At 70.9% G+C, this 15,518-nt stretch carries 15 protein-coding genes and 3 tRNA genes; 13 read left to right on the top strand and 5 right to left on the bottom strand.

Annotated features, from left to right (window positions below; all coding sequences use genetic code 11):
- Positions 1-11: 11 nt before the first annotated feature.
- Positions 12-434, bottom strand: coding sequence for a roadblock/LC7 domain-containing protein (locus tag SCATT_RS20660; protein WP_014628424.1), 423 nt, complete (start codon positions 432-434; stop codon positions 12-14).
- Entirely contained in the window at positions 435-3,935 is a 3,501-nt protein-coding gene (locus SCATT_RS20665; protein WP_014145087.1) for a sensor histidine kinase, read from the bottom strand.
- A gap of 564 nt (positions 3,936-4,499) precedes the next feature.
- Here SCATT_RS20665 and SCATT_RS20670 point away from each other — a divergent pair.
- The 6 genes from SCATT_RS20670 (at position 4,500) to SCATT_RS20690 (ending at position 9,114) form a co-directional block, all read left to right on the top strand.
- A complete protein-coding gene (locus tag SCATT_RS20670) occupies positions 4,500-4,697 on the top strand; it encodes a hypothetical protein (RefSeq protein ID WP_014628425.1) in 198 nt (65 codons plus the stop codon).
- A gap of 134 nt (positions 4,698-4,831) precedes the next feature.
- On the top strand, positions 4,832-5,623 hold the full coding sequence (locus tag SCATT_RS20675; protein WP_014145089.1) for a fumarylacetoacetate hydrolase family protein: 792 nt from the start codon (positions 4,832-4,834) through the stop codon (positions 5,621-5,623).
- Positions 5,616-7,112, top strand: coding sequence for a glutamate--tRNA ligase (gene gltX / locus SCATT_RS20680; RefSeq protein WP_014628426.1), 1,497 nt, complete (start codon positions 5,616-5,618; stop codon positions 7,110-7,112). Before SCATT_RS20675 ends, gltX begins: the two co-directional genes overlap by 8 nt.
- An 86-nt stretch (positions 7,113-7,198) precedes the next feature.
- Positions 7,199-7,744 (top strand): Uma2 family endonuclease, encoded by a 546-nt coding sequence (locus SCATT_RS20685; RefSeq protein ID WP_014145091.1) that lies wholly within the window; start codon positions 7,199-7,201, stop codon positions 7,742-7,744.
- Positions 7,745-7,924: 180 nt separating this feature from the next.
- Complete coding sequence (locus tag SCATT_RS40780) at positions 7,925-8,005, top strand: tryptorubin family RiPP precursor (protein WP_407696652.1); 81 nt, start codon at positions 7,925-7,927, stop codon at positions 8,003-8,005.
- A gap of 68 nt (positions 8,006-8,073) precedes the next feature.
- Positions 8,074-9,114 carry a cytochrome P450 gene (locus SCATT_RS20690; RefSeq protein WP_014145092.1) on the top strand — a complete coding sequence of 347 codons (1,041 nt, stop codon included), beginning with the start codon at positions 8,074-8,076 and terminating at the stop codon, positions 9,112-9,114.
- 48 nt (positions 9,115-9,162) lie between these two features.
- Here SCATT_RS20690 and SCATT_RS20695 read toward each other — a convergent pair whose 3' ends face one another.
- Complete coding sequence (locus SCATT_RS20695; protein ID WP_014145093.1) at positions 9,163-9,423, bottom strand: DUF397 domain-containing protein; 261 nt, start codon at positions 9,421-9,423, stop codon at positions 9,163-9,165.
- Positions 9,420-10,265, bottom strand: coding sequence for a helix-turn-helix domain-containing protein (locus SCATT_RS20700; RefSeq protein WP_014145094.1), 846 nt, complete (start codon positions 10,263-10,265; stop codon positions 9,420-9,422). Before SCATT_RS20700 ends, SCATT_RS20695 begins: the two co-directional genes overlap by 4 nt.
- A 111-nt stretch (positions 10,266-10,376) precedes the next feature.
- Here SCATT_RS20700 and SCATT_RS20705 point away from each other — a divergent pair, with 111 nt between their 5' ends.
- The 4 genes from SCATT_RS20705 (at position 10,377) to SCATT_RS20720 (ending at position 11,349) form a co-directional block, all read left to right on the top strand.
- Entirely contained in the window at positions 10,377-10,799 is a 423-nt protein-coding gene (locus SCATT_RS20705; protein WP_231905139.1) for an ATP-binding protein, read from the top strand.
- Positions 10,800-11,053: 254 nt separating this feature from the next.
- Positions 11,054-11,125: transfer RNA gene (locus SCATT_RS20710), tRNA-Gln, on the top strand.
- Between the two features lie 50 nt (positions 11,126-11,175).
- Positions 11,176-11,248 (top strand) — tRNA-Glu (locus tag SCATT_RS20715).
- 25 nt (positions 11,249-11,273) lie between these two features.
- Positions 11,274-11,349 (top strand) — tRNA-Glu (locus SCATT_RS20720).
- 723 nt (positions 11,350-12,072) lie between these two features.
- Here SCATT_RS20720 and ndgR read toward each other — a convergent pair.
- The gene (ndgR, locus tag SCATT_RS20725) at positions 12,073-12,792 is read right to left on the bottom strand and encodes an IclR family transcriptional regulator NdgR (RefSeq protein ID WP_014145097.1); all 720 of its coding nucleotides are present in this window, start codon (positions 12,790-12,792) and stop codon (positions 12,073-12,075) included.
- 218 nt (positions 12,793-13,010) lie between these two features.
- On the opposite strand from ndgR, the gene leuC reads away from it, so the two are divergent.
- The 3 genes from leuC to SCATT_RS20740 all read left to right on the top strand — a co-directional run bounded on the left by leuC (position 13,011) and on the right by SCATT_RS20740 (position 15,401).
- The gene (gene leuC, locus SCATT_RS20730; protein ID WP_014145098.1) at positions 13,011-14,435 is read left to right on the top strand and encodes a 3-isopropylmalate dehydratase large subunit; all 1,425 of its coding nucleotides are present in this window, start codon (positions 13,011-13,013) and stop codon (positions 14,433-14,435) included.
- Between the two features lie 5 nt (positions 14,436-14,440).
- The gene (gene leuD / locus SCATT_RS20735; protein ID WP_014145099.1) at positions 14,441-15,034 is read left to right on the top strand and encodes a 3-isopropylmalate dehydratase small subunit; all 594 of its coding nucleotides are present in this window, start codon (positions 14,441-14,443) and stop codon (positions 15,032-15,034) included.
- A gap of 133 nt (positions 15,035-15,167) precedes the next feature.
- A complete protein-coding gene (locus SCATT_RS20740) occupies positions 15,168-15,401 on the top strand; it encodes an SCO5555 family protein (RefSeq protein ID WP_014145100.1) in 234 nt (77 codons plus the stop codon).
- Positions 15,402-15,518: the final 117 nt, after the last annotated feature.

Consider the following 15,518-nt stretch of genomic DNA (forward strand, 5'->3'; position numbering starts at 1 on the left):
GGGTCTCAAGCTCACCCGAGCAGGCTGCCCTGGAGCTCGGCGCGCAGGTCGGGGGTGAGGACGCTGCCCGCCCGGTCGACGAGGAGCGCCATTTCGTAGCCGACGAGGCCGATGTCGCACTCCGGGTGGGCGAGTACGGCCAGCGAGGAACCGTCGGAGATGGACATGATGAACATGAAGCCGCGTTCCATCTCGACGACCGTCTGGTTGACGGAGCCGCCCTCGAAGATGCGCGAGGCGCCGGCCGTCAGCGAGGTCAACCCCGAGGCGACGGCGGCGAGTTGGTCGGCGCGGTCGCGGGGGAACCCCTCGGACATGGCCAGCAGCAGGCCGTCGGCGGACACGACGACCGTGTGGGAGACCCCCGGGGTGTTCTCCACGAAGTTGGTGATCAACCAGTTCAGATTCTGTGCCGCCTGGCTCATCGGACTCAACTAACGCTCCTGCTGGTGATTGGTGCCGCCGTGGAATGCACCGCCGGGGGCACGTCCGTCCATCCGGCCGGTGCCGGCGCTGCGGCCCTGCTGGATGCCGCGGCGCAGATTGGTCAGCCGGCCGCGTACGTCGTCGGGGGCGCGCGACACCTGCGGGGCCGTCGTCTCGCCCGGGGTCTGCTGCGCGGTGCCGGGCACCAGGTTGGCCCGGGGCACCCGGCGCGGCAGGCCGGAGGAGGTGATCCCGCCCGCCGCGGGCTCGCGTACCTGCTCGGCGCGGCGCCACCCCTCGTCGTTGGGGGTGCTGCGCCACTGCCCGGTGTCCTCCGCGCCACCGGCCGGCTGTTCCGGCGCGGCGGACGGGGACGGGGTGGAGCCCGCCGCGGGACCGGCCTGGGTGTGCCGTCCGCGCCAGTCCGACTCCAGCGACTCGAAGATCGGGGACCGGGCGTCGGAGGGGACGCCGGCCGGGGGCAGCGCCATCGGCTCGGCGGCCGGCGGCAACTGGGCCTCCCGGCGCCGCGGCGCGCCCGAGTCCGGCGCCGCGGGGGTGCGGGGCGGACCGAACGACTCCGGCGGCACCGGCCGCGTACCCCGCGGGGCACCGTCGGCACCGGCCGCGAAGAAGTCGATCCCGCCGCGCGGCGCGCCGAAGACGTCCGACCCCGAACCGGCCGGGGCCACCGGGGCCTGCTGCTGCGGCGCGGCGAACTCGCCGGTGGCGTGCGGGTCGGGCATCGCCCGGTACTCGCCGGTGGCGTGCGGCGCCGCGAACTCACCGGTGCTCTGCGGATCCGGCGCCGCCCGGAACTCCCCGGTGGCGTGCGGCATCGTGAACTCGCCGGTGGCCTGCGGGTCGGGCATCGCCCGGAACTCGCCGGTGGCCTGCGGATCGGGGACGGCCGGGAACTCGCCGGTGCGCCGCGCGTTCTCCCGCGCCCGCCCCTCGCGGTCCCGGGGGGCGGGGCCGGAGAAGTCGGGGCGCTCGAACTGGGCGGTGGACTCCACGTCGTCGTGGCCGCGCGGTCCGTCCGGGCCCTGGTCGCGCTGGGCCCAGCTGGGCGCGGGACGGTCGGCCGGGTCCTGCCCGGGGGCGGCCGGCGGCACGGTGCCGCCGCCGCGGGTGGGCAGCCCGGAGCCGGTACGGCCGCGCGGCGGCTGCTGCGGACCGCCGTCGGTGCCGAGCGCCGGACGCTGTCCGCCACCGGGCACCTGGCCGCGGGCCTGCGACATCGCCGCGCCGAGCTGCGCGCCACGGGCGGCCCGCGCACCGGCGCCGGGGCGGCCCTGGCCGCCCTGCGGGGCGCCGCCCGGACCGGCCGGCGGCATCCCCGGGCCGCGCCCGCCCTGCCCGGCGGCCGGCTTGCCGGCGCCCTGGGTCAGTTCCACCGGCAGCATGACCAGCGCGGTGGTACCGCCGGAGTCCGACGGGCGCAGCTGGATGCGGATGCCGTGGCGCAGCGAGAGGCGGCCGACCACGAACAGACCCATCCGGCGGGAGACCGAGACGTCCACCGTGGGCGGGTTGGCCAGCCGCTCGTTGATGTCGGCCAGGTCCTCCGGGGACAGACCGATACCGGTGTCGTGGATCTCCACCAGCACCCGGCCGTCCGGCAGCGCGTGACCGGTGACCCGCACCTTGGTCTGCGGCGAGGAGAACGAGGTGGCGTTCTCCAGCAGCTCGGCGAGGAGGTGGACGAGGTCGTTGACGACCCGGCCGGCCACCTCGGTGGGCGGCACGGTGGTCAGCTCGATGCGTTCGTACTGCTCCACCTCGGAGGCGGCGGCGCGGAGCACGTCGACCAGCGGGACCGGCCGGGTCCACCGGCGGCCCGGCTCCTCACCCGCGAGCACCAGGAGGTTTTCACCGTTGCGGCGCATACGGGTGGCGAGGTGGTCGAGCTTGAAGAGGTTGGAGAGCTGGTCCGGGTCGGCCTCGCGGGACTCCAGTTCGGAGATGAGCGAGAGCTGACGCTGGATCAGACCCTGGCTGCGGCGCGAGAGGTTGGTGAACATCGCGTTGACGTTGCCCCGCAGCAGCGCCTGTTCGGCCGCGAGTCGCACGGCCTCCCGGTGCACGTCGTCGAAGGCCCGCGCCACCTGGCCGATCTCGTCGCCGGTGTTGATGCCGATGGACTCCACGGAGGTGTCCACGTCCTGCGGGTCGGTCTCCGACAGCTGCCGGACCAGGTCGGGCAGGCGCTTGTTGGCGACGTCCTTCGCGGTGTCCTGGAGGCGCCGCAGCGAACGGATCATGGAGCGGGCCACCACGAACGCGCCGACCAGCGAGATGCCCAGGACGAGCAGGATCAGCGCACCGTTGATCAGCGCGTCCTGCTGCGCCCCGGCCCGCAGGGCGAGCGCGCGCTGCTGCATCTGGTCCAGCAGCTCGGCCTCGATGCGGGACATCTCCTGCATCTTGGTGTCGGCCTGGTCGTACCAGTCGAGGTACGACTTCTTCTCCTGCGTGATCCCGTTCTGCGACTTCAGCACCCGGTCGCGGAACTGGTCGGCCTGGGTGATCACCACGTTGCCGCCGTCGAGCGCCTTGAGCAGTTCGGCGGAGCCGGTGCCGTAGATCTCGGAGAACCGCTTGATCTCGGAGTTCTCGCTGTCCGAGGCGGTCTGGGCGAAGAGCCGGTCACTGTTGGACAGTTGGGGTCCGGCCGGGTTGGCCAGCGCGGCGGAGATGACCGCGCGCTGCATCGACTCGTACTCCTTGGCGGATGTAAACGCCGCCAGGGCCCGGGTGCTGCGGATCATGTCGCTGTTGCTGGTCGCCTGCGCCATGTCCTGGGAGAGCGACAGCAGCGAGTCGATCAGCTGGTTGTAGCCGCTGACCGTCTGCGAGATGTACTGGTCGTTGGAGTACGCGCTGCTGCGGATCTGCTTGAGGCTCTGCAGCTGGCGGGTGATGTCCAGGATGGTGCTGCGCACGCCCACCAGCGCGCTGTCGCTGGTGTCGATGTCGTCGGTGGCGTTGCGGAAGCCCTGGATCTCGCGGTCGGTGGCCTGCCGGGAGGCGACGACGCGGTCGTCGCGCGGGTTACGGGCGGTCAGCGGACCGGCGGAGCTGTCCCGTTCGTCCTGGAGGGCGTCGGCCAGCTTGGTGGCGTGACCGGTCATCTCGGTCAGCAGCTTCATGTGGTCCAGCTGCGTGACGGAATTCAGCGTCTCCTGGATGCGCAGGCCACCGAGGGCGGTGGCGGCGACGACCGGGAGGGTCACCAGGGAGACCAGCCGGGTGCGGATCGACCAGTTGCGCATCGCCAGTTTTGAGGCGTGCTTGCCCTGGGGGGCACCGGTGGCGGGCGGCTCCACGTCGGAGCCCGCGGCGGGCGTCGCCGCACCGGCGGACAGCGGGCCGGCCTGGGGGCCCGGCTGCCCTCCCGCCACGGTGATCGCGCCCTCCGGATGCCGCGGTTCGGTGCCGCGGCCGGCTCCGCCGCGCGGCTCCGGGTCACCCGCAGTGCCGCCATCCTTCTTGAAACGTCCCTGCACTAGCGTCGCAACCTCTGGACCAGGCGTCCCCCGCGCGGGCGGCGGGACGGTGTGAGTCTTGGGTCCCGCGGTCTGCCGTAACCGGCCGACCCGCGGATGCCCTTAGGCCACCGCCGCTCGACGCGTCCTTGCGCCCCCCTGCTGCCGGTCGAATGGTCGCGGCGGTCCGTGGAATTCCAGCACAGGCCGGGAACTCCAACAAGGGCCGTAGACCACCCTGTGACCACGGTTACCGTACGCACATGTGGTGTGGACCAGCGGTGACGATCATGTCGGCGATAACGGACTTTTACCGCGAGCCCACTCCACGGCCGGGCCGTCCCGGTAACACCGATCGGCGGAGATTCTGTGCGGGAAGTCCCGGATGTCGCTTTCGTTGACCGGAATAGCCCGAGTGATTTGCCGGGTTTGCCGGGTCCTTCGTGAGCAAAATCACAGGCAATTCGTTGCCAGTGTCACGGAAACGGCGGAATCCACACGCATAGCCTGGCGTTTTACCCGAGGCCGAAGACTGCCAACCCGCGCCGTACGCCGGCGCCCGACTCCAGAGGTCTGGACCGCACCGTGAAGACGACCATGCTCATGCGTCCGATAGCCAACCCGCGCCGCACCACCCTGGCGCACCTGAAGGACGCCGACGAGCAGGCGCCGCAGCCGCCGGCCCTCCCCGAGGCGAGCACCGAACCGCTGCCGGCCCGCACCGCCAACCCCCGGCGCACCGTCCTCAACGAGCTGCCCCGCCAGGCGCAGCCGCGCGACTGACCCGCCGCCCGCCCGCCGGGCCGCCCGCCACGGGCGGCCCGCGCTGCGCGCTGCGCGTGCGCGTCCCGGTGCAAACAGGGCGATAACCTGGAGCGTCAGTCTCCAGCCATCGCCAGTGAGGGGCAGCGCTTCCCGTGCGCATCGCGAGATTCTCCATCGACGGCAACGTGGCCTTCGGCGTGGTCGAGGGCGACCCGGCGCAGCCGGAATCGCTCGTCATCGACATCATCAAGGGCATCCCCTTCGCCGAGTTCGAACGCAGCGGCACCAAGGTCCCGCTGGACAAGGTCCGGCTGCTGCCGCCCGTCCTGCCCAGCAAGGTCGTCGCGATCGGCCGCAACTACGCCGAGCACGCCGCCGAACTCGGCAACGAGGTCCCCCCGGCGCCGTTCGCCTTCTTCAAGCCCTCCACCTCCGTGGTCGGCCCCGGCGACCCGGTGCCGTACCCCACGTTCTCGCGGGAGCTCCACCACGAGGCCGAACTGGCCGTGGTGATCGGACGGATGTGCCGCGAGGTGCCGCTGGACCGCGCCCACGAGGTGATCCTCGGCTACACCTGCGCCAACGACCTCACCGCACGGGACGTCCAGCGCACCGAGAAGCAGTGGGCCCGGGCCAAGGGGTTCGACGCCGCCTGCCCGCTGGGCCCCTGGGTGGAGACCGGCATCGACCCGAAGACCGCCGCCGACCTCGCCATCACGTGCACGGTCAACGGCGAACTGCGGCAGGCCGGCCGCACCAGCCAGATGATCCACGGCATCGCCGAGCTGATCGTCAACCTCACCGAGGCCATGACGCTCCTGCCCGGCGACGTCGTCCTCACCGGCACCCCGGCCGGGGTCGGCCCCCTCAACGTCGGCGACGAGGTCGCCGTCACCATCGAAGGCATCGGCACTCTCGCCAACAAGGTGATCAAGCGTGGCTAGCGCATCAACCGTTTCCCCCGACGCCCCCGTACGCGTCCGGTTCTGTCCCTCGCCGACCGGCAACCCGCACGTGGGCCTGGTCCGCACCGCCCTGTTCAACTGGGCCTTCGCCCGCCACCACAAGGGCACCCTGGTCTTCCGCATCGAGGACACCGACGCGGCCCGCGACTCCGAGGAGTCCTACCTCCAGCTGCTGGACTCGCTGCGCTGGCTCGGCCTCGACTGGGACGAGGGCCCCGAGACCGGGGGGCCGCACGCGCCCTACCGGCAGTCGCAGCGGATGGACGTCTACGCCGACGTCGCCCGCAGGCTGCGCGAGGCCGGCCACGCCTACGAGTGCTTCTGCACCACCGGCGAACTCGACGAGCGCCGCGAGGCCGCCCGCGCCGCCGGCCGCCCCTCCGGCTACGACGGCCACTGCCGCGACCTGAGCGCCGAGCAGATCGACGCCTACCGCCGCGAGGGCCGCGAGCCCATCGTCCGCTTCCGGATGCCGGACGAGCCGATCACCTTCACCGACCTGGTGCGCGGCGAGCTGACCTTCACCCCGGAGAACGTGCCGGACTACGGCATCGTGCGGGCCAACGGCGCGCCGCTGTACACCCTGGTCAACCCGGTGGACGACGCGCTGATGGAGATCACCCACGTACTGCGCGGCGAGGACCTGCTCTCCTCCACCCCGCGGCAGATCGCCCTGTACCGGGCGCTCGCCCAGATCGGCGTCGGCAACGGCACGATCCCGCACTTCGGCCACCTGCCGTACGTGATGGGCGAGGGCAACAAGAAGCTCTCCAAGCGCGACCCGCAGTCCTCGCTCAACCTCTACCGCGAGCGCGGCTTCCTCCCCGAGGGCCTCCTCAACTACCTGGCGCTGCTGGGCTGGTCGCTCGCCGCCGACCGCGACATCTTCACCCTGGACGAGATGGTCGCCGCCTTCGACATCACGGCGGTCAACGCCAACCCGGCCCGCTTCGACCTGAAGAAGGCCGAGGCGGTCAACGCCGACCACATTCGCCGGCTCGACCTGCCCGCGTTCATCGCCGCCTGCGAGCCGTGGCTGACCGCGCCGTTCGCCCCGTGGGCCCCCGAGGCGTTCGACCGCGCCGCCTTCGACGCGATCGCCCCGCACGCGCAGACCCGGCTCACCGTCCTCTCCGACATCACCGCCAACGTCGACTTCCTCTTCCTCGACCAGCCCGTCGAGGACGAGGCGTCGTGGCAGAAGGCGATGAAGGAGGGCTCGGACGCCCTGCTCCGCTCGGTACGCGCCAACCTCGCCGACGCCGACTGGAACGCCGAATCCCTCAAGGCCGCCGTCCTCGCCGCCGGTGAGGAACACGGCCTCAAGCTCGGCAAGGCCCAGGCCCCCCTCCGCGTGGCCGTCACCGGCCGCACCGTCGGCCTGCCGCTCTTCGAATCCCTCGAAGTCCTCGGCCGCGACCGCACCCTCCAGCGCGTGGACGCTGCGCTGGCGAAGCTGACGTCGTAGCGGACGGCTTCCCGCCGCCGGACGCGTGCCGTCTGCGCAACGTGGTCGTTGCGCAGACGGCATCTTCGCGTTCAGGGGGGCGGCGGGTGTTCCCGGAGGAGTTCGAAGAACTGGCGCGTTGCGCCGCCCGCATCGGGGCGGGACTGCAACTGGAGTTCGTGCGTGGCCGCCCGCACGAGCGGCCGGGCCGCGACGGCAACCACGGCATGATCATGCAGTGGCTCACCTGCGTCTGCGTCCAGACGCGTCCTGACCTGTGGCTCTACTGCGGTCGGGGATTGAGGGCCGGGACCGACCGGAACGACTACGCCCGTCCGGACGGCGTCCTCCTCCCCTCGGGCGGTCTCGCGGGCGAGGGGGAGTGGGGCGCCCCCGGCAAGGTGCTGATGGCGGTCGAGGTGACCTCGCGCGCCTCCGACACCCTGGCCGGAAAGACGCGGGCGTACGCGGAGAGCGGGATCCCCGTCCTCCTGGTCGTCGACCGGGACGACGGATGCGTGCTCGTCCGCTCGCGCCCTCACAGCTCCGGTTACCAGCGCACGGAAGCGGTGGCGTTCGGCCGGGCAATCGTGTTGCCCGATCCCGTCGGCATCGCGCTCGCCACCGGGCCGCTCAACGACTGGGCGCACTGACGGGGCGCTCACGTTTCCGCCGGTAAGGCGGTGATCAGGCCATTGACATATGCACGCGGGCTGGGCTCTACTCTTCCGCAGCGGGGCCGCGAGGATGGTTGCAGGTTGAAATTACCGTCCGGTTCCGCTGGATTTTGTGCACGGCTCGGTCAGTTTCACCGTCGAATCGGAGGTGCTGTCATGAAGCTTGTCGGCGCGATCAAGCGGAAATTGGGCGTGGAGAAGAGCCTGAAGTCGTACGCCTGGTACATCTGGTACTGACGGCTCCGGCCGCGCGTCCGGCGGGGTTCGCCGGGCGCGCGGCCGTCTTCGCTGGGAGACCTCCACCGATGGCTGTTTCCGCAACCGACCGGCGCGGCCGGGTCACCGTGTTCACCCCGAGGATCGACCAACTCCTGCGCGAACGCCGGGGGTCGGACCTCTTCCGGCTCGACCCGGGGACGATCGGGATCGCCGGGGCCGACCTCATCGACACCCTGCTGGCGAGCAGGCCCGCCAACGAGAACGAACGCCCCACGTTCAAACCCCTGCAAGGCCGCTCCATCAGCCGCACCGAGGCGGCCACCGTCATGCAGGCCGTCTCCCACGACGTCAAGGCCGCGCTGAAAAAACCCGCGCCGAATAACATCGACCTCTCCGGAGAATGGCCGCACGTCGGCCACGTATACCTCCGCGACATGGTTTTCGGCGCCGACCCCTACCGGCTCCGGGTACTCGTCGACCGCAAACTCGAATTGACCACCAAACTCACCTGGTCGGTCATCGCCACCGGCGCCGCCCGCCCGCTCAGCCCCGAACCGTCGCTCTCCCGCCTCGGCGGCCTCACCACCGCCGCCGGCACCTACAACGACCGCCGCCACGCGATGGGCCTGTACCGCCGCGCCGCCGCGCCGGTCTGCTTCACCGTCTCCACCCTCGTCGCCAACGCGCTCTGGCTCGGCGCCCCCTTCGACGACGACACCCCCAACCTGCACATCCTCCTGGAGTCCATGCGGCTCCTCCCGCCGTCCTGGAACATCCTGCGCGTCGCCTCCCCGGAGTTCCCCGCGATCGACGCCCGCATCGGCGCCACGGACGACATCCTGATCCTCCCGCTCCTCAGCCACCGCGACCCGGCCATCTGGCCCGACCCCGACGACTTCCGCCCCGACCGCTGGGCCGACCTCGACGGCGACAACCAACGCGGCTACCTCCCCTTCGGCCACGCCAACGAACGCTGCTGGGGCCGCCACATGGTCATGCCGCTCGCCGAACACCTCCTCGACCTCCTCCGCACCGGCGGCTACACGGTCGATCCCGCCCAGCGCTCCGCGACCGTTCCCCTCGCGGGGCTGCTCGGCGTCACCGGCGTCCGCGTCACCCGCACGTGAAAACGCCGGTGGCCGCCCCTCGAGGCGGCCACCGGCGTTCTCACCCGCTCACAACCCCCGCGCGAACTCCACGAACGAGGCCCACGCCTCCGGCGACACGGTCAGCGTCCCCCCGTCCGGATCCTTGGAGTCCCTGATGTGGATGGCGGACGGGCACGTGGCGACCTCGACGCAGTCTCCGCCGTCGCTGCCGCTGTAGCTGCTCTTCGTCCAGTTGACGGCGACCTCTACGCAGTCCCCGCCCGACCCACCGCTGTAGCTGCTCTTGAACCAGGTGAGCGGATGGCCAACGTGCTGCTGGATGCTCATAGCACTCCTTGCAGAAGCTTCTCGATGAACTGCATCGACTCCAGGGGCGGCATCGCCTGTGCCCGCAGGATTCCATACCGGACGGCCAACTCGCGGACGGTTTCCTGATCATGGATCACTCGGCCGTAGCCCTGGCTCTCCAGGTAGCCGACCTGCTCCTGGCCCTGAGCCGTCATCAACGTGAACGGGCCGTCCACACAAGCGTGGTCGCTCACGCGGGTCGGCATCACCTGGATCTCGACGTTGGGGTCGTCGCAGACGAGGAGCAGGTGTTCGAGTTGGCCACGTAGTACCTCTACCCCGCCCAATCGACGTTGCAGCACTGACTCTTCCAGCACGAAACTCAACGTTGGTGCGGGCTTGCGGTCGAAGAGTGCGTGGCGGGCCATGCGTGCCGCCACCAACTGCTCGATCTCCGCGTCATGCCGTCGAGGGCGCCACATGCGGAAGATCGCCCGCGAGTAGTCCTCGGTCTGGAGCATGCCGGGCACGATCAGCGGTGCGTACTGATGGAACTCGACGGCTTCCTCCTCGATCCGTGCCGCGTCGCGGAAGAACGCGGGGTAGTGCGCGTAGCCGATCTCGCGTTTGCGGGTGAGGAGGAGGCCACGGGCGCGGAGGACCTTGTCGACGGATTCGATCATCTCCGGGCGGGGGATGCGGGCGCCGCGTTCGACCGCGCTGACGGCGGATTCGGAGTAGCCGAGTTTCTTGCCGAGTTCGGCCTGGGTCAGGCCGGCGGCCTCGCGGAGGATCTTCATCTGGCGGCCGAAGGACCGGAGGAGTTCGTTGACGGAGTCTTCCTCGAACGCGGGTCCGTCGTTCTGGTCTGGGATCTTCATGCGCGGGTTCCCTCCCTCTGCCCGGACAGCAGTCACACGGCGGCGCACAGGCACCGCCTGTAGTGGCGTCGTTACTGGAAACGCTAGGGCGGGTCGATCAGCCTCGTAGGCGTGACGACGAAAGTTCCCTCGACGGAGAAGTTCGAGATGTGTTTCACCCCGACCGAGCGTGGGGCGCGGCTGGCCAGGAGGTTGGCGGCGCGGCGGTTGGAGGGGTGGGGGTATTCGCCGGGCGGTGCGGCGTACGACGCCGTGGTGCTGGTGGTCGGCGAGCTGGCGGCGAACGCGGTGCACCACGGACACGTGCCGGGGCGTGACTTCCAGTTGCGGCTGGCGGCGGAGGACGGGGTCGTGCGGGTGGAGGTGACCGACACCCGGGGCGACCGGATGCCGCCGGAGCGGCCGAGCGTCCCCGGACCGGACGCTGAGGAGGGCCGGGGATTGTGGATCGTGGCGGAGGTGGCGGCGCGGTGGGGGGTGGTGCCGAGGGTGGGTGCGCCGGGGAAGACGGTGTGGGCGGAGGTGGTCGTGTGAGGGGGCGGCGGGGCCGGGGTTTGAGGGGTGGCCGGACGGGCAACCCGAGGGGTCCGCGCCTGGCTGGGCCGGGTCGTACCGCCCTGACCTGCGGCTCGGGAGGGCCGCAGGCCAGGGCGGCACGACGGCCCGCCGGAACCCGTTTTGGAGCACCGCCCCCGATCGGGTAATGTTCTTCCTGCGCCGCCCGGGAAGGCCAAGAGGCCGGAGCGGGAAGCGCAAGCCAAACAAAACCCCAAGGGGTTGAGTTTTGGTGGGGTATGGTGTAATTGGCAGCACGACTGATTCTGGTTCAGTTAGTCTAGGTTCGAGTCCTGGTACCCCAGCAAGAGATCTTGCTCAGCTCGGTCTCTCCTCCTGATCTTCGGTCAGGGAAGCCCCCGTTGTGTAGCGGCCTAGCACGCTGCCCTCTCAAGGCAGTAGCGCCGGTTCGAATCCGGTCGGGGGTACGGATCTCCAAGTGGGATCGCTAGGGCCCCCGTTGTGTAGCGGCCTAGCACGCCGCCCTCTCAAGGCGGTAGCGCCGGTTCGAATCCGGTCGGGGGTACCAGTGGGAAAGGCCCTTCGGGGCCTTTTTCGCGTTGTAGGGGCCGTTGCGACCGGTTCGCTCGCGCTGGCGGTCAGCCATTACCTCCTCGGGGCGGCCCCGGTCCCGGTTTCGTCGTGGCTGACGTCCAGTGTTTCCCGCCCGCCCACCCCGTGGCTGTACTCGTACAGTGCGGGATGCGCACTGTCTGCCCTGGGTCCGGGGGCCCTCCGGGGTGACTCCTCGCTCCGCGTTTCGTCTTCGGCTTTCCGCCGCCCCGCTGGGTCGCTGCGGGGACACCCCTGCACGCCCCCGTTCTGCATCGTTCCGCGCTGCGGCACGGAGGGGGTGAGAGGGAGATCGGGGTGACCCCAACCTCCCAAATCCCCCTCCCCCGCGAAGAGAGGCACCCGCGAACGGACGGGAGGGGGTGTGCCGGGGGTGTCCCCGCAGCGACCCAGTAGCCGGAGCGCAAGTGTGGGGGATACGGGGAGCGAGGAGTCACTCCCGGCGCGCCCCCGACCCCGTACCGGCAATAGGCGAACCCACCCGGTGCCGAACCAAACCAAAAACCCACCGACCACCCACCGGGCAGGAGGCCCGCCGGAGGCGCCCCGACACCCCGAACCGGGCGAACCGGTCACCACGACAGGGGCCACCGGGGCCACCCCGGAAACCCGGAACGGGCGAACCGGGCCACGGAGTAATGGCTGACCGCCAGCGCGAGCGAACCCGCGTGGGCGGGGCCTAGGAGCCGTTGCGGCGCAAGGCGTCCGTGAGGCGGGCGGCGGCGTCGATGACGGCTTGGGCGTGCATGCGGCCGGGGTGGCGGGTGAGGCGCTCGATGGGGCCGGAGACGGAGACCGCCGCGACGACGCGGTTGGAGGGGCCGCGGACGGGCGCGGAGACGGAGGCGACGCCGGGTTCGCGTTCGCCGATGGACTGCGCCCAGCCGCGCCGGCGGACGCCGGAGAGCGCGGTCGCGGTGAATCGCGCCCCCTGCAAGCCCCGGTGCAACCGCTCGGGTTCCTCCCAGGCGAGCAGGACCTGGGCGGCGGAGCCGGCCTTCATGGGGAGCGTGGAACCCACCGGGACGGTGTCCCGCAGGCCGGACAGCCGCTCCGCCGCGGCCACACAGATGCGCATGTCGCCCTGGCGACGGTAGAGCTGGGCGCTCTCGCCGGTCACGTCGCGTAGGTGCGTGAGCACCGGACCGGCCGCAGCGAGCAGCCGGTCCTCGCCCGCGGCGGCGGAAAGCTCCGCGAGGCGCGGTCCGAGGATGAAACGGCCCTGCATGTCGCGGGCCACCATGCGGTGGTGTTCGAGCGCGACAGCGAGGCGGTGCGCAGTGGGGCGGGCGAGTCCGGTCGCGGCGACCAGCCCGGCCAGGGTGGCCGGGCCGGACTCCAGTGCGCTGAGCACCGCAGCCGCCTTGTCGAGAACGCCGACGCCGCTAGTGTTGTCCATGCAACGATACTTACGTCTCACAGTGTGAAACGCAAGTTCAATTTTCCGGCGAACCCGTCACGCTGGGGGTCAACGCCGGATCGGCGTCCGGGTGTGACCGCACCACACCCATGTCCGCACGCGCCAGAGCCCGTACCCACCGAGGCCGCGCACGCGGGAACGGACGCCGCCGAACTCGGACGAGTTGGCCGGCGACGAAGCCGGCCGGAGGGAAAGCGATGGGACGGACACTCGCGGAGAAGGTCTGGGACGACCATGTCGTCCGGCGCGCCGATGGCGAGCCGGACCTTCTCTACATCGATCTGCATCTGCTGCACGAGGTGACCAGTCCGCAGGCGTTCGACGGACTGCGGCTCAGCGGGCGTACGGTCCGCCGGACCGACCTGACCATCGCGACCGAGGACCACAACACCCCGACGCTCGACATCGACAAGCCGATCGCCGACCCGGTCTCCCGCACCCAGTTGGAGACGCTGCGCAAGAACTGCGCGGAGTTCGGGGTGCGGCTGCACCCGCTCGGTGACGTCGAGCAGGGCGTGGTGCACGTGGTCGGTCCGCAGTTGGGGCTGACCCAGCCGGGCACCACGGTGGTCTGCGGCGACAGCCACACCTCCACGCACGGCGCGTTCGGCGCGCTCGCCTTCGGCATCGGCACCAGCCAGGTCGAGCACGTGCTGGCCACCCAGACGCTGCCGATGGCGCCGTTCAGGACCATGGCGATCACCGTCGACGGCGAGCTGCCGGACGGCGTCACCGCCAAGGACCTGATCCTGGCGATCATCGCCCGGATCGGCACCGGCGGCGGCCAGGGGTACGTGATCGAATACCGCGGCCAGGCCATCGAGAAGCTCTCGATGGAGGCCCGGATGACCGTGTGCAACATGTCCATCGAGGCGGGCGCCCGGGCCGGCATGATCGCGCCGGACGAGACCACGTTCGCCTACCTGGAAGGGCGCCCGCACGCGCCCAAGGGCGCCGACTGGGACGCCGCGGTGGCGTACTGGAGGACGCTGCGCACCGACGAGGACGCCGTCTTCGACCACGAGGTCTACATCGACGCCGCCGAGCTGTCCCCGTTCGTGACCTGGGGCACCAACCCGGGCCAGGGCGCGCCGCTGTCGGCCTCGGTGCCCGACCCGGCCTCGTTCGACGACCCCAGCGAGCGGCTGGCCGCCGAGAAGGCGCTGGAATACATGGGGCTGACCGCGGGGACGCCGCTGCGCGACGTCGCGGTGGACACCGTCTTCGTCGGATCGTGCACCAACGGCCGGATCGAGGACCTGCGGGCCGCCGCCGCGGTGCTTCAGGGGCGCAAGGTCGCCGACGGGGTGCGGATGCTGGTGGTCCCCGGCTCGGTACGGGTGGCGCTCCAGGCCGTCGAGGAGGGGCTGGACAAGGTGTTCACCGCGGCCGGCGCCGAATGGCGGCACGCGGGTTGCTCGATGTGCCTGGGCATGAACCCGGACCAACTGGCGCCCGGCGAGCGTTCCGCCTCCACCTCCAACCGCAACTTCGAGGGGCGGCAGGGCAAGGGCGGACGCACCCACCTGGTCTCCCCGCAGGTCGCCGCGGCCACCGCGGTCACCGGCCACCTGGCGTCCCCGGCCGACCTGGCCAAAGCCCCTGTCACCGTGGAGGTCTGAGGACCATGGAAGCGTTCACCACCCACACCGGCCGGGCGGTCCCGCTGCGCCGCGGCAACGTCGACACCGACCAGATCATCCCGGCCCACTGGCTGAAGAAGGTCACCCGCAACGGCTTCGAGGACGGGCTGTTCGAGGCGTGGCGCAAGGACGAGTCGTTCGTGCTCAACGCCCCGGAACGGCAGGGTGCCACCGTCCTGGTGGCCGGACCCGACTTCGGCACCGGCTCCTCGCGTGAGCACGCGGTGTGGGCGTTGCAGAACTACGGCTTCAAGACCGTGCTGTCGTCCCGCTTCGCCGACATCTTCCGCGGCAACTCCCTCAAGAACGGCCTGCTCACCGTGGTGCTGCCGCAGGACGTGATCGAGCGGCTGTGGAAACTGACCGAGTCCGACCCGGCCGCGGAGATCACCGTCGACCTGGTGGCGAGGGAAGTTCGCGCAGAAGGCGTAACCGCTTCCTTCGAACTCGACGACAATGCCCGCTGGCGGCTGCTGGAGGGGCTGGACGACATCAGCCTCACCCTGCGCCACGAGCCCGAAATCGCCGCCTACGAGGCACGACGCCCGGCGTTCAAGCCGACCACCGTCCAGGTCTGACCAGGCCGCCGCGTAGCATCTGCCGACGCGCCCCGCCGCGAGGCGGGGGGCGCGTCGGCGTGTTCGGCCGCCGCGCGCGCCGAGTTGCGGTCCCGCGGAGGTGACAACTCGCCACAGATGGCACAATTGGCGCATGGACGGCAACGATCAACTCGCGCTCTACCGGATCGTCGCCGACCGCCTCAAGCAGGCGCACAGCAGGGTGCGCTCGCTGCAAGTCTCCGAGGACGTACGGGTGGTGCTGACCCGCAAGCTGCTCGTGATCACCGCCGCGGCCAAGCACGACGTGGCCGGTGCCGCGCGCCGGTTGGACCGTCTCATGCGGGACCTCGAGGAAGGCCGATTCCCCGACGACGGAACTCCCTGAGCCGAGTTCGTTGCGGCACAAGGGTGATTCGCCCGTTTCGTATTTGATTTGCGGTATATATCTGCCTAACGTGCGAAAAAGCTTGAACTCTTTCGTTCCAGCAAAGTCTCCGAAGGG

The organism is Streptantibioticus cattleyicolor NRRL 8057 = DSM 46488 (assembly GCF_000240165.1).
Taxonomy (GTDB): domain Bacteria; phylum Actinomycetota; class Actinomycetes; order Streptomycetales; family Streptomycetaceae; genus Streptantibioticus; species Streptantibioticus cattleyicolor.